At 33.8% G+C, this 14,571-nt stretch carries 15 protein-coding genes; 4 read left to right on the forward strand and 11 right to left on the reverse strand.

Annotated features, from left to right (window positions below; translation table 11 throughout):
* Nucleotides 1-245: 245 nt before the first annotated feature.
* Nucleotides 246-1,661, forward strand: a complete 1,416-nt coding sequence (locus BK821_RS01505; RefSeq protein ID WP_071331027.1) for an anion permease — start codon at nt 246-248, stop codon at nt 1,659-1,661.
* Nucleotides 1,662-1,744: 83 nt separating this feature from the next.
* Here the strand turns inward: BK821_RS01505 and BK821_RS01510 are convergent, their stop codons facing one another.
* The 5 genes from BK821_RS01510 to BK821_RS01530 all read right to left on the reverse strand — a co-directional run bounded on the left by BK821_RS01510 (nt 1,745) and on the right by BK821_RS01530 (nt 5,639).
* Complete coding sequence (locus BK821_RS01510; RefSeq protein ID WP_046835900.1) at nt 1,745-2,302, reverse strand: cysteine hydrolase family protein; 558 nt, start codon at nt 2,300-2,302, stop codon at nt 1,745-1,747.
* Nucleotides 2,303-2,535: 233 nt separating this feature from the next.
* Nucleotides 2,536-3,129 carry a methylhydroquinone degradation carboxylesterase MhqD gene (gene mhqD, locus BK821_RS01515; RefSeq protein ID WP_071331028.1) on the reverse strand — a complete coding sequence of 198 codons (594 nt, stop codon included), beginning with the start codon at nt 3,127-3,129 and terminating at the stop codon, nt 2,536-2,538.
* Between the two features lie 69 nt (nt 3,130-3,198).
* Nucleotides 3,199-4,098, reverse strand: coding sequence for a VOC family protein (locus BK821_RS01520; protein ID WP_046835902.1), 900 nt, complete (start codon nt 4,096-4,098; stop codon nt 3,199-3,201).
* An 80-nt stretch (nt 4,099-4,178) separates the two neighbouring features.
* Entirely contained in the window at nt 4,179-5,135 is a 957-nt protein-coding gene (gene mhqE, locus BK821_RS01525) for a ring-cleaving dioxygenase MhqE (protein ID WP_046835903.1), read from the reverse strand.
* Between the two features lie 72 nt (nt 5,136-5,207).
* Nucleotides 5,208-5,639, reverse strand: coding sequence for a MarR family winged helix-turn-helix transcriptional regulator (locus tag BK821_RS01530; RefSeq protein WP_046835904.1), 432 nt, complete (start codon nt 5,637-5,639; stop codon nt 5,208-5,210).
* Between the two features lie 236 nt (nt 5,640-5,875).
* On the opposite strand from BK821_RS01530, the gene aldA reads away from it, so the two are divergent.
* Nucleotides 5,876-7,318 carry an aldehyde dehydrogenase gene (gene aldA / locus BK821_RS01535; protein ID WP_071331029.1) on the forward strand — a complete coding sequence of 481 codons (1,443 nt, stop codon included), beginning with the start codon at nt 5,876-5,878 and terminating at the stop codon, nt 7,316-7,318.
* Between the two features lie 106 nt (nt 7,319-7,424).
* Here aldA and BK821_RS01540 read toward each other — a convergent pair whose 3' ends face one another.
* Entirely contained in the window at nt 7,425-8,390 is a 966-nt protein-coding gene (locus tag BK821_RS01540) for a metal ABC transporter solute-binding protein, Zn/Mn family (protein ID WP_071331030.1), read from the reverse strand.
* Between the two features lie 199 nt (nt 8,391-8,589).
* Here BK821_RS01540 and BK821_RS01545 point away from each other — a divergent pair, with 199 nt between their 5' ends.
* Entirely contained in the window at nt 8,590-8,868 is a 279-nt protein-coding gene (locus tag BK821_RS01545) for a GNAT family N-acetyltransferase (protein ID WP_046835907.1), read from the forward strand.
* A gap of 103 nt (nt 8,869-8,971) precedes the next feature.
* On the opposite strand, the gene BK821_RS01550 is transcribed toward BK821_RS01545, so the two are convergent.
* On the reverse strand, nt 8,972-9,517 hold the full coding sequence (locus tag BK821_RS01550; RefSeq protein WP_071331031.1) for a tubby C-terminal domain-like protein: 546 nt from the start codon (nt 9,515-9,517) through the stop codon (nt 8,972-8,974).
* A gap of 182 nt (nt 9,518-9,699) precedes the next feature.
* On the opposite strand from BK821_RS01550, the gene BK821_RS01555 reads away from it, so the two are divergent.
* Complete coding sequence (locus BK821_RS01555) at nt 9,700-10,509, forward strand: VOC family protein (protein WP_071331032.1); 810 nt, start codon at nt 9,700-9,702, stop codon at nt 10,507-10,509.
* A gap of 69 nt (nt 10,510-10,578) precedes the next feature.
* Here BK821_RS01555 and BK821_RS01560 read toward each other — a convergent pair whose 3' ends face one another.
* The 4 genes from BK821_RS01560 to BK821_RS01575 form a co-directional block, all read right to left on the reverse strand.
* A complete protein-coding gene (locus tag BK821_RS01560; RefSeq protein ID WP_071331033.1) occupies nt 10,579-11,238 on the reverse strand; it encodes an NAD(P)H-dependent oxidoreductase in 660 nt (219 codons plus the stop codon).
* A 162-nt stretch (nt 11,239-11,400) separates the two neighbouring features.
* Nucleotides 11,401-12,213 (reverse strand): Cof-type HAD-IIB family hydrolase, encoded by an 813-nt coding sequence (locus tag BK821_RS01565; protein ID WP_046835915.1) that lies wholly within the window; start codon nt 12,211-12,213, stop codon nt 11,401-11,403.
* 153 nt (nt 12,214-12,366) lie between these two features.
* Entirely contained in the window at nt 12,367-12,897 is a 531-nt protein-coding gene (locus tag BK821_RS01570) for an NAD(P)H-dependent oxidoreductase (RefSeq protein WP_046835916.1), read from the reverse strand.
* Nucleotides 12,898-13,023: 126 nt separating this feature from the next.
* Nucleotides 13,024-14,556, reverse strand: coding sequence for a sodium:solute symporter family protein (locus BK821_RS01575; protein WP_046835917.1), 1,533 nt, complete (start codon nt 14,554-14,556; stop codon nt 13,024-13,026).
* Nucleotides 14,557-14,571: the final 15 nt, after the last annotated feature.

The following is a 14,571-nucleotide window of genomic DNA, read 5'->3' on the forward strand; positions in this document are numbered from 1 at the left end:
ATATTAAGGTGTATGTCACCTTTACAATATGTTTTGCTGACACTATAATTATTATGAAAATTATATATTAAAATTAAGAAATGAGATGGAACTATTGAAGGTATAAGATATACGAATCCATACGCATTACATCACTTCATTCAAATTCATAATAGTCTTTTCTCTTTTATTGATAGTGGGTAGCTATGCATGCAAGCTTAGTTCCTAATATTTTAAAAATTGAAAGTAAAGAAAGGTGAATATTTGTGAATAGTAATATTAATTATAAAAAGTTCATTGTCCCTGTAGTTGTTGGGCTCATCATTTGGTTTCTTACCCCATTTAAACCAGATGGCGTAGATGCAACAGCATGGCATATGTTCGCTATATTCGTTGCAACGATTATTGGTTGTATTACTCAACCTTTACCAATTGGTGCAGTCGCAATGATTGGTTTCTCACTCACTGTGCTTACGAGTACGGTCAAAATAGATACTGCGGTCGCTGGGTTTGGTAACAGTAGTATTTGGCTAATTGCCATGGCTTTTTTTATCTCAAGAGGATTTGTAAAAACAGGCTTAGGGAGACGTATCGCATTGCAATTCGTCAAACTATTCGGCAAGAAGACTTTAGGTCTAGGCTATTCACTGATAGGTGTTGATCTGATTTTAGCACCTGCAACCCCAAGTAACACGGCTCGTGCTGGTGGGATTATGTTCCCAATTATTAATGCGCTCTCTCGCTCTTTTGGTTCTAAACCTGAAGACGGTACACAACGTAAAATGGGAGCATTTCTTATTTTTACAGAATTTCATGGTAATTTAATTACAGCTGCTATGTTTTTAACTGCGATGGCTGGTAATCCATTAGCTCAATCACTCGCAAAACATCAAGGTGTCGATATTACTTGGATGAACTGGTTCTTAGCCGCCCTCATCCCCGGAATTATTTCTTTAATTTTAGTACCTTTAATCATCTATAAGTTATATCCACCTGAAATTAAAGAAACACCAAATGCCAAAACATGGGCTCAAAATGAGTTAAACGATATGGGTACAATATCTAAGAGTGAAAAATTCATGATCGGTATCTTTTTAATAGCACTCATACTTTGGGTATTAGGTAGCCTCTTAAATATTGATGCAACCTTAACTGCATTTATTGCGTTATCTCTTTTACTCATTACAGGCGTACTGACATGGAATGACGTCTTAAAAGAAACAGGTGCTTGGAATACATTAGTTTGGTTCTCAATCTTAGTTATGATGGCAAATCAACTCAATGAACTTGGTTTTATACCGTGGTTAAGTAAAAGTATATCAGGCAGTTTAGGCGGCTTAAGTTGGCCAATTGTCCTCATCATACTAGTGCTCTTCTACTTCTACTCTCACTATCTGTTTGCAAGTTCGACAGCACATGTGAGTGCCATGTATTCTGCTTTACTTGCCGTTGCAATTGCAACGGGTGCGCCACCATTATTCAGCGCTTTAATATTAGGTTTCTTTGGTAATTTAATGGCATCTACAACACACTATAGTAGTGGCCCTGCTCCTATTCTTTATTCTGCCGGCTATGTAACTCAAAATCGCTGGTGGGCAATGAATGCTATATTAGCTATATTTTACTTTGTTGTATGGTTAGGTATTGGCTCACTTTGGATGAAACTTATCGGCCTTATGTAATATAAAAACCCCAAGTTAACGCTCGATTCCCTTGGCTTTAAATGCCAGAACTGAATCTTCAACGATAACTTGGGGCTTTAATTTTATTGTACTGCTGTCCATGAATGTGTTGAACTGATTTCAGCATATCTTGTCAGTATTTCATTCATTAAGAATTGATGCTTTTTACTATTGTTATCAGTGACAGCATCTTCTAATATAGTGATTTTATAGTCTTTATCTGCTGCTTCAACTGTCGTAGATAACACCACTCCGCTCGTACTTACACCTGTTAACACTATATGATTAACTTGAAGGCCTCGTAATAATACTTCTAAATTACTGCCTGTAAATGCGCTTAGCCGATGTTTAGTTACAATTGGTTCATCTTCTTTACGATTTAATGATTCAATGATTTGTGTTGATTCATCAGTCAATGACATCTGTTGACCGCTTGCTTGATATTCAGAGAACATTTTGTTATTGGGAGAGACTTCTAGAAATGTTCCATTAAAAGCCACTCTTACAAATATAACTGGTATGTTATTTTGCCTTGCTGCTTCAATAGCTTGCTGATTATGTTTAATTACCTCATCTTTAAATTCTAAACCATTTACAATGCCATTTTGCATATCCATTACTATTAACGCGCTATTTTCCATAATGATGGCCACCTTTATTTTCGTTATATTTATATTTTATAATTGTAGCTCACTTTATTTTGAATATCTAAATATTAGTTTATTTCTACATCTACCACTAACACTTGATATGTTATTTTTCCATTCACTAAAAAAGCGTTGAGACACAAGTTATGCTTTCAGAAAATAGGTTTTATCCTCTATTAAAGCAATATTTGTCTCAACGCTTAAAATTCAAATCATTTAAATGCCACTTATTGATTCAACACTTTTTGCCCTGCTTGTACACCCGCTTGTGTAAGTTCATGGCTATTTACCCATAACTCAGTCACATTCGCTCCGCGATTTTTAAAAATATCAATGACATTCTTACTATCTTCTACTGTGACAATTGGGTCATTTTCTCCCATAGAAAGCAATACATTCATTTGACTTAAGTCTTTATCGTTTGTAATCTCTATAGGATAAAGTGGTGCATACAATAGCGCTGTATTAAAAATAGTATCTTCATGTAATATCATACTAATTGCAATGTTTGAACCATTTGAAAAACCTACAGGTACCGCTTGTGACAAATCAAAATTATATCTTTGAGCCGCTTCTTTTAAAAATGTAATTAAACGTTCAGTTCTATAATTAAGATCTTCAACATCATACTGACCTTCTCCATGACGTTTGAAAAAGCGATTCATACCATTTTCAGAAATTTCACCTCTTACACTTAATACATTATATTTATCATTTAATACTGTAGCCAAAGGTAATAAATCTTTCTCGTCTCCACCAGTGCCATGCAATAAAATAAATGTCGGCGCATTTGCTTCGCCTTCTCTATAAATATGTTCCATATTATTTCAGCTCCTTTTTAAATCAATAAATTAGCCATTGTAGTTAGTTATAATAATAGCCCTTTTACGTTATATACGGATGGGTGGTAATAATTGCAATAACGCTGCTCTTTGTTCTTCAAGTTGAGGTGGTAAGACTAGACTAGATCCCAATTCGTCAAATCGTTCGTCAATAGTAAATCCCGGACCTTCAGTAGCAAATTCAAAAATAATACCGCCACGCTCTTTCATATAAATTGCTTCAAAATAATTGCGATCTTTGACATCAGTAACATGATAACCTTTCCCACTCATTTTTACCTGCCAAGCACGATGTACTTGTGTTGATGGTACTGACCAAGCAATGTGATGTACAACGCCTACACCCCAGTGTACCGCCGTTTCAGGTGTCTCTTTTTTTACCATAACATGATGTTGCCAATCACCAACAGTTTCTAAGTGGATGTGCGTTTCATCTTCGTTTATTTTCTCTAATCCCATATCATTAGTTAGTGTGTGCACTGTTGCCAAGGGATCAGCTGATAACATCGTTACGCCATGAAAACCAATAATATCTTGACTTCCATCGTGCATATCTTCACTTTCAACCAATGCCAATGGTAGCTCATGAACATCATTAAATTCCAATGTTTCTCTATCAAATAGTTGAGTGCGAGAGACTTCTATATCATGTGCTTTCAAATGTTTTTCCCAGTGACTTATTGCATCTTTTGGAATTCTAAAAGCAATTCTTTCAACTTGGCCTGAACCAATACGACCTTTATGTGCATTTGGCCAATTAAAGAATGTTAGAATTGTTCCATTGTCCACACCATCATTAGAAAAATATAAATGATACGTAGATGGGTCATCGAAATTGACTGTTTTTTTGATTAATTTTAAATTTAAAATGTCTCTATAAAATTTAATATTTTCTTCTGGATTACCTACAATTGCTGAAATATGATGAATATGTTGGATAGCTTCCATAGTATAACCTCCTTCATTTATAACGCTTTGAAATGTTGAAATATTACCACAACATTCTAAAATAAGCTTATATTTATCATTTATCTTTTTGTATTGAATGGTCGAATTTCTGATTCGATATATTCACGTTGTTTCTCTAAAAATGGTGGTAAAGCTAAGCTTTCACCTAATGTTTCGTATGGCTCATCTCCCATGAATCCTGGTCCATCTGTAGATACCTCAATTAAGATATGTCCAATACGTGCATATAAAGCTTCAAAGTAGAATCTATCAACTAGACCTGAGTTTCCTATACCTGCGGATTGATATTTTTCTAACCATTGTTCAATCGCTTCATGATCTGGTAATCTAAAGGATACGTGATGTACTTCACCATATCCTTGACGTGCTGCCGGTGTTTCTGTATCTTTTCTTAAAATAACTTGACCACCATTGCCACCTTCACCAACTTCTAATAATGCAACATTATCCTCACTTGCGATTTCTTTCATTCCATAAATTTGTTCTAATATTTTTTTGAAATCTTCAAAATAGCTTACTGTTATTTCAATAGGACCAAGACCATATATTGCTTTATCTGTTGGCACTGGACCATTTTTCCATGGTTTTCCAGGTGCTACACCTTTATTATTTTCATCAGAAACTAATTGATAACTTTGACCATCCGCTTCTTCAAACGGTAAAACTTTTTTTCCAAACAATGACTGAATGCCTTCGTGTTTTACTCCATATTCATTAAACCGTTGTTCATAATATGCAAGTGCGTCATCATTAGGTACTCTAAATGCTGCGCGAGAGATTGAATTTGTGCCCGCTGCACCTTTAGGATTATTTGGAAAATCGAAAAATGTCATATCTGTGCCTGGAGAGCCTTCATCATCTGCAAAGAATGTATGATACGTATAAATATCATCTTGGTTCACTGTTTTTTTAACAAGTCTCATACCTAATACTTCTGTAAAAAATTTATAATTTCTTTCTGCATCATCTGTCATTGCTGTTACATGATGAATTCCTAATAATTGATTATTTGTCATAATAAACGCCTCTCTCTTTTTAATTTTATCTCGGTTTCGAAGTATTTTTAGTTAAAAATTTAAGTGCTTATCCTACTTTATAGGTCGCGCACTTAATTTTTTCAAAGCTTTCTGTAAGGTTGTAATCTCTGCATCGGTTAGTACCGAAAATGTTGATTCTAAAGTTTCTGCATGTTCTGGGAATATTTGATCCATCATCGTACGACCTTTCTCCGTAAGCGAAGCATTGGTCACACGTTTATCTTTATTATTGCGTCTTCGAATGACGCAACCCTTTTCTTCTAATTTGTCTACAACATAAGTAATACTGCTACTAGCAATCAATACTTTATTACCAATACGTTGGATAGGTTGATCACCTTTATTATAAAGTAGCTCCATTACTGCAAATTCTGTTATATTTAGCCCATGACGTTGTACATCTTTACGAACAATTTTTTCTAAATGATCAAGTGTACGGTTTAACCCAATAAATGTATTTAATGATTCTTTAGTACGATTCACCACATCACCCACTTTAAATTTATTTCGAATTCGAGATAAATTATAACGCCATAATAAAAATAAGTCAACACATAAGTATAAAAAATATATTACTTTATAAAATCATTACTTTGTTCATCTATTAAACGCCATCTTTAACAATCTTTTTCATTTTGCAAAATAAATATTCTTCTACAAAGGTGACTAGAATTATGTTATTTCTGTTTTCACATTCTTTATAAGTGGTAGAAGTGATAATGTGGAGGTGTCAAACATTGAATAAACTATTTATTAACAATGAATTTATAGCAAGCAAATCGACTGACACAATGGATGTAATTAACCCTGCTACAGGAGACAAGCTAGATACAATAACATTTGCTACCGAATCAGAAGTCAATGATGCAGTAGCAAAATCTAAACAAGCACAGTTAGAATGGGAACAAGTGCCAGAACCTACACGCGCTGGTTATGTAAAATTATTAATACCTTTACTAGAGAAGTATAAAGATACATTAGCAGACCTATATGTTAAAGAACAAGGCAAAACGCTAGCTTCAGCCAAAGGTGAAATAGATAAATCAATTCAATTTATAGATTATATGACGAGCCTGAGTATGTCTAACAAGGGCGAAGTTTTACAAAATAGTCGAGAAAATGAAACGATTTTACTTACTAAAAAACCACTCGGTGTGACTGCAGGTATCGTACCTTGGAACGCTCCAATAATGGTCTTAATGAGAAAAGTCATTCCCGCTGTTATCACAGGCTGCTCTGTTGTTATTAAACCAAGTGAAGCAACCTCGTTAATAACATTAAAACTTGCCGAACTTATCCGTGAGTCTACTATTCCTGCTGGATTAGTACAAATACTCCCTGGCACTGGAGAAACAGTAGGTACACAATTAGCACAACATCCAGATATCCAATTAATATCATTAACTGGCAGTATGCGTGCAGGTAAATCTGTTTATGCAGCAAGTGCAAATACTGTTAAAAAAGTTAATTTAGAATTAGGTGGTAATGCCCCTGCCCTTGTTACAGAAAACGCTAATTTAGACAAAGCTGTCGACTATCTCGTAGCAGCTAGAATTAATAATGCAGGACAAGTTTGTACTTGTCCTGAACGGATTTTTGTACATGATGCTGTACATGACGCATTTATTAATAAATTAAAAGCCAAAATGGAGAAATTAACAGTTGGCGACCCATTCTCTGAAACTACTGACTATGGTGCAATAATTAATCAACAGCAATTGGATAGCATCGATGAAAAAGTACAATCTGCCATACAAAATGGCGCTACTTTAATAACAGGTGGTCATAAAATTGATCAAACCGGCTATTTTTATGCGCCAACAATTTTAGACAACGTTAAAACAACGGATAGTGCTTTTAAAGATGAAATTTTTGGACCTGTATTACCAATAGTTACTTATAAAAATTTTGATGATGCAATCAATTTAGCTAATGACACAAACGCTGGATTATCATCTTATATCTTTTCAGAAGATTTAAAAGAAGTTATGCGTGCAACTGAAAAACTTAAATTTGGAGAGGTTTATGCAAATTGCGAAGCTGAAGAAGTAGTTAACGGCTATCATGCTGGTTGGAGAGAATCAGGTTTAGGTGGTGCTGATGGTATTCATGGCTTTGAAGAATATTACAATACTACTGTATCCTATATTCGATATGATTGATACCTAGCTAATCATTTATAGCTGTTAATCAATATTATGAAAGCCTCGAAATCATGTGATTTTTCATCACTATTTCGAGGCTTTTCTTAATATTCATCCTATATTTTTAATGATTTAACGCTTTGTCTAAAGATTTAATATTACGTTTCATCAATGATTGATATGATATATTTCTTTCCTTTTCTTCATCTTTGGATAAAGTTGCCATGTTATGGAAACTTACCGGCGTTGTATTTGATTCTTTCTTGATAACATCAGTTACCTTAGATGAAATGTTCTGTTCATATAAAACGTAGGGTTGTTGTGATTTTTCTATATCTTCCACAATTCCCATTAAAGCTTTTTGACTTGGTTCTTCATTATTCATACCACTAACGCCTTCTTGCTTGAAGCCGTAGCGCTTCGCTAAATAACCAATAGAATCATGTGAAATAATTACAGTGTCTCGTTTTGGTTGATTAGTAATTACTTTTAATTTTTTATCGATTGCGTTGATGTCTTTTGCAACTTTTTTATAATTTGCTTCATAGTAGGCTTTATGTTCCGGATCTTTTTTCACCAAATTATTTTTAATTTCTTTAGCAAATTTTTTATCTAAGACTGGGTCAAGCCATACGTGTGGGTCTTCACTGCCTTCTTCATGAGCTTCATCTTCATGTTCGTGTTCGTGCTCATGCTCGTGTTCATCATTTGCTACAAGGTCATGACTACTTAAATTTTGGGCTAAAGGCAATTTCAAATCATCATTTTTAATAGACTTAGCAATCTTTTTAGCCACTGGATCCATTTCATTATTTGAATATATAAATAAATCATCTTTTGCGATATCAATCATATCTTTTTGTGTTGGTTCAAAAGAATGAATATCTGCCCCTGGAGGATATATTGAATGCACGTCCACATATTTACCGCCAATCTGTTCTGTAAAACTTTGAAAAGCAAATGCAGTAGTAGATATCTCTAATTTATTCTTTGTGCTTACATCTTTTTTTTCTTCTTCGTTTGTGTTTCCACATGCACCTAATACTATACCGAGCGTACATATGAGTAACAATAGTATACTTTTTTTCAAAATCCGCCCCTCCAAATCGAAATTATTCCGTTAAAACTATAAACTTATTTCAACTATATTTCAATGGTTAATGCTCAAATCATACTATTTTATACTATTAATTTGGTTAGAGATAACTTAAACGTTTAGATATAATTGTTTAAGTTATCTCAAAACGTGATATTTAGTAAGTGTTACGTATTATAAAAGGAGTGGTAAAATGGCTGAAATTAAACAAGGTACAAATAAATTCTATATTGGTGACGATGAGAATAATCCACAAGCAGAAATCACTTTCCAATCACAAGACGATAATCAAATTGACATTAATCATACTGGTGTTCCTGATGAATTAGGCGGCCAAGGCATTGGTTCTTCACTTGTTAAATCTGTAGTTGACTACGCCCGCGACAACGATTTAAAAGTAGTAGCATCTTGTCCATTCGCCAAGAGTGTCATTGAAAAGAATCCAGAATATCAAGATGTATATGTAGGTTAAATCTTGATATAACTCTCTTTAAACAAGAAGCACCATTAACTAAAACTATAGTTAGTGGTGCTTTTTTCGTATTTCTATTTCCCAAAAATATTAGTATCAATGATTAATTCGATTGCTTTCTTTGTTGTTCTTGAAATTCATAAAATACTTGAAACAACATTACAAGCATAGCAGGATGATATGTTTCAGTGTATATATCAAGGTCATGACGAGATGCTAATTTGAAGCGCTCCGATTTACTGTGCATAATTTCATGACGCCCCTCCATAACTTTCACACTTCTTGAAATAAAACCTGATTGGAATTTTAAAACATCTCCCTTATTCCCTTCGAATAACATAGTTGCTTTAATTCCCATTTTTGAACGAAACGTTCCAATAACCGTCCCATTTTTCTCAACTTGCCAGACAGTTTTAAACGGTGTTTTAAGCGCACCACGTATTGTTTTTTCTTGTAAAATACGATAAGTAGCTTGGCCATCAGTAATTTCAAAATTTTGTTTATTATTGCCAAACATTGCAAATGCTTCTTGCGTAGCAGATGTATAAAATAACTGTAATTTGAAACACGCTTCATCACTATCATTAAAAACATCAATAGCAGATTTTGAAGTATTAAAAAAATGTTCTTTAAAATAATAATGTGCCATGAACCTATCCCCTATTAAGTATGATTTGTATTCTATACCCATTTTAAATGACTCAATATACAAGAAACAACTTATTTCCACACTCACCTAAAGAACTTAATAGTTGACCTAGTATATTTTTTATATTAACATCAAACTTGTAACTAATAAGAATACAAGTTTGATGTAAGGAGTTTGATATAATGACTTTTCATGATAATGCCTCAACACACGTAACAAATATTACACTCAATGTTTCTGATTTATCTACTATGCGCATATTCTATAAGCAGATATTAGGTTTAACAATTAGATATGAGAACAAAACATCTATCGTTTTTAATATAGGAAAAAACAGTCATACGCTTACTTTAAATGAAATTATCGATGCACGACGCCCTTCTATGAGAGAGGCTGGTTTATTCCACATTGCTATTCTGCTACCTACACGCGCTGACTTAGGCAATTTTTTATACCATGCCTCAAGTATGGGAATTCAAGTTAGTGGTGGCGATCATCTTGTTAGTGAAGCATTATACTTCGCTGATCCAGAAGGTAACGGCATTGAAGTCTATTATGACCGCCCTAAATCTACTTGGGCGTGGGATAACAGTAAAGTCAAAATGGATACACTTGCAGTAAATGTAAATGATTTAGTCGCACAACGTACTGAAACAGGCTGGGACAGTATGCCTGACAATGCTAAGATAGGCCACTTACACTTAAAAGTAGCTGATTTAGCGCAAGCCAAACAGTTCTATATGGGGCAACTCGGTTTGCAACACATATCCGACTTCCCTCAAGCTTTATTTATGTCTACGAATAACTATCATCATCATATCGCTACGAACACTTGGCAATCTGATACAGTTCGTATAGATAATTCAAATAGTCTTGGCTTAACGCATGTAGACATCTACAAACCAGAATCTGAAAAACTACCATTACTTTCTCCAGAAGGATTTAGTGTAACTATTCACAGCGACACTTCATGTGTAGCAGACAAGAGCTAACTAATTTAAAATTAAGTTATGATTAATACAAAAGGCTTGAAGCTAATGCTTCAAGCCTTTTGTATAGTTTTATTCAAACCATTTCACAACATCTGACTGTGGTTGGCGTATTTTAGCTTTAGGTTCAGTTTCTCTATAACCAAATGCGACCATTACTGAAGGCGCAAAATGTTCTCCATCCATAATATCTTCATCAATTAACAATTGGTTCACTGCATCTAAATCAAACCCTTCAATAGGACAAGAATCTATATTTAATAATGCTGCACTTGTCATCATGTTACCAAGTGCTATATATGTTTGTTTTCTAGCCCAATCCAATAATGTACGTTCATTATCATTGATATGAAATCCGGTTTGGAAATTATCGAATTTTTCTTCTGTTGCTGGAATACTTTCTTCACTATATTGTTTAATATAGCGTAATAAATGTTGCACAAACGGTGATTTAGAAGTAACATTTTTTCGCGCTAAAATTACTACAAAGTGACTTGCAGTATCTAATTGTCCCTGCGCGCCCCAACTTATAGCTTTTAATTTTTCTCTAAGTGTTTTATTTTGTACAACGACAAATCTCCATGGTTCTAATCCAAGTGAGCTTGGAGACAGTCTCCCCGCTTCTAAAATTGTATTAAATTCATCTGAACTAATTTGTTTCGTTGCATCAAAACGTTTCGTTGCATGTCTAAAATTAAATGCCTCAATAATATGTCCTTGCATTTGTGTCATTACTTTATGCCCTACCTTTCCTAATGGTTCATTTTTATATTACTCAGTATAAGCTAAAGTTTATTTCTTATTAAAGTAATATGTTTATAAACCATTAGCATGGCTTAATAGCATTTATAGAAATCTTGCTGGATTGAAAAGACGTCCATAAATAATCTGTATCTATTCTTTGCCGATTGCTGTTAAAACGTTATCTTCAATCACTGTTAACACGCCTTGCTCATCATTGGAAGGTGCAATATGATTTGCGATATCAAATAGTGATTTGTCATCACTGTTCTTCATAACATAGCTATGTTTAGCTAGTTGCAACATATCTAAATCATTATTTGCATCACCAAAAGCCATTAAGTTATCCCCTGTCATATCCCATTTGGTCAATAACCTCTGTAATGCATTCCCTTTCGTCATCCCAGGTATAATAAGGTCGATACTATCGCGTCCACTGGAGACCAGTTTTACATTTTCACTGAAATAGTCATTTAAATCTTGGTCTAGCGTTGGGTGCGTGTGTCTATCAATATTTAATGCAATTTTTACGTATTCATCTTCTGGCAATTGTTGAAAGGAATCAATTTCTTCTAATTGATGATAATAAAAATGAGCAATTTCTTTAAACATCTCTGCAGTATCTTTTAAGATGTAAGCACTATTCAAACCACAAACGATGAGATTATCGATGCCTCGTTCAATATTTAAGTAGTCAATTACACTTTGATATTGTTTTCTATCAAACGCACAGTAATCATATAATGTATTACCTTCATATATCACTGCGCCATTTTCAGCAACAAACAACATATCTCGTTGTCCAAAAATGGATTTTAATTTAGCATATTGGTTCCCACTTGCTGCTATAAATTTAATGTCTTGAGCTTTGAGTTTTTGAAAAATACTTTCAAATCTATCTTGATCATAATTTTTCTTTGAATCTAAAAACGTACCATCCATATCAACCGCAATCGCTTTTATCATATTGTCCCCTCAAATCTTCCAATTATTGTAATGTCTTTATTATATCTACTATCTCACGCTATTCAAAGTAACTCTACTACTTCAATTAAATTAAAATAAAAAAATACCTTTGATCGCTTAAAGAAGCTTCAAAGGTATGAATAGCGATATGCCTTATTGTTCTAATTGTTTTATAAATTCCACATATGCTTCTGTATTATTTGTAAGTTGACTTGATGTAATAGTGAGTGCACCATATAATTTATGAGAACCTACATAATTCGCTTTAACAAATCTAGACGTCGCAATCATTGGACTCAATAATTCATCAACCGTATACTTCACATTGCCTTCTAATGTATATGATTCCGGTAACGCACCAATGGATACAGCAAGCGCAATACTTTTTCCTTTTAAAGCATTACCTTCAGAGCCATAGGCCCATCCATAAGTAAGTACTTCATCTAAATATTGTTTCAATAATGGAGGACTACTATACCAATATAGCGGATATTGAAACACAATATGATCATGTGTCTCTAATAACTTTTGTTCTTTCTCAATATCAATTTTGCCATGAGGATATTCTGGATATAGTTCATGTACTGTTACTATATCTTCATGTTTTGATAAAGCATCTCTCCATTGTTTATTGACTGTAGAACTTGTAATATCTGGATGTGCAACAATCACTAATGTAGACAATTTTCATTTTCCTCTCTTTAATTCAAATTTAATAATTTTATATTAAACTTACTATGACTAAAAGAAAAATAATTTGCCTAAACGCTTACAGTCATTTTTCATACTAAATATAAATAAACATTACTATTATTTTTCTCTTACATGTATTTTGGAAATGTAATTCGACTGTTCATTTTTATCAAAAATAGTTAATCCTTTGATGTCCTTTTTCTTTCCTGGTACTACTAAACTAATCAAGTAGGAAAAGACAAAAGCAACTGCAAATGAAATGATTGAAACAAAGAATGGTGAATTCCCACCGCCTATACCGTTAAAAATATAAGCAAATACTACGCCAAATATCAGTCCCATAATTACCCCAAAGGTATTCGTACGTTTTGTAAATATGCCTACCGCAAATACACCTGCAAGTGGTACACCAACTAGACCAGTAATAAGTAAGAATAAATCCCACAAATCATTAGAGTCCGAGGCAATAAGGTAAATAGACATACCAAAACCAATAATGCCTGATATAATAATCATCCATCTCGCAAAGCTCACTTCATGCTTCTCGTTACCTTTACCAAAAAATCTATGTTTTATATCAATTGACAAACATGCAGAAATTGAATTTAAACTGGATGAAATCGTTGATTGTGCTGCTGCAAAAATTGCAGCAATTAACAATCCAGCTACAAATGGTGGCATTTCTGTAAGAATAAAGTATGGTACTACAGAAGACGTGTTAAACCCTTTCGGCAATGTACTTTCATGATTATAAAATGAATACATCATTGTCCCCATACCGTAAAATAAAGGTGCAGATATTAACGCTAAGGCACCATTCATCCATAATGATTTAGTCGTTTCTTTCAAAGAGTCTGAAGCTTGATAACGTTGTACTACATCTTGACTCGCGGTATATTGATGTAAATTATTAAAAATGTTACCTAAAAAAATAATTGGTATTGCAGCAGCGGCAGAGTTCAATTTCCAATTATCTACACTCACTATTTTTTTGTGGTCAATCGCATCACTGACAACTGTTCCCATACCACCTTGAATATGAATGACGCCTAGGATAATAATGGCTGCAGCGCCACATAATAAAATAACGCCTTGAATAAAGTCACTCCAAACGACACCTTCAAATCCACCCAAAAAGGTATATAATATACATAGTATACCGACAAGACTTGCAACTAAAAAAGGATTTATGTCAGATACAGAAGTGATTGCCAATGTGGGTAAGTAGATTACTATTGCAACGCGTCCTAAATGGAATAGTACAAAGAGCATTGACCCAATTACGCGCACGCTCGGTCCAAATCGTGCTTCTAAATACTCATATGCTGAAGTTACTTTTAGCTTTTTGAAAAAAGGTACATAAAAATATATTAACAATGGAATAATCGCCACAATCGCGATATTACCAACGATATATGACCAATCTGTTAAAAATGCTTTTTCCGGTGTTGACATAAATGTAATGGCGCTTAGTGTCGTAGCATAGATAGAAAAACCTATCGCCCAAGAAGGTAACCGTCCTCCACCAGTAAAGAAGCTATCAGTATTTTGACTTGCACGTTTTGTAAAATAAACACCGACTAATAGCATTATTACGAGATATACAATCACAGCTACCCAGTTCCATAGACCAAATCCTATTTGTTGCATTCATTTCATCCCCTT

The sequence above is a fragment of the Staphylococcus sp. LCT-H4 genome (assembly GCF_001866145.1).
Lineage (GTDB): Bacteria > Bacillota > Bacilli > Staphylococcales > Staphylococcaceae > Staphylococcus > Staphylococcus succinus.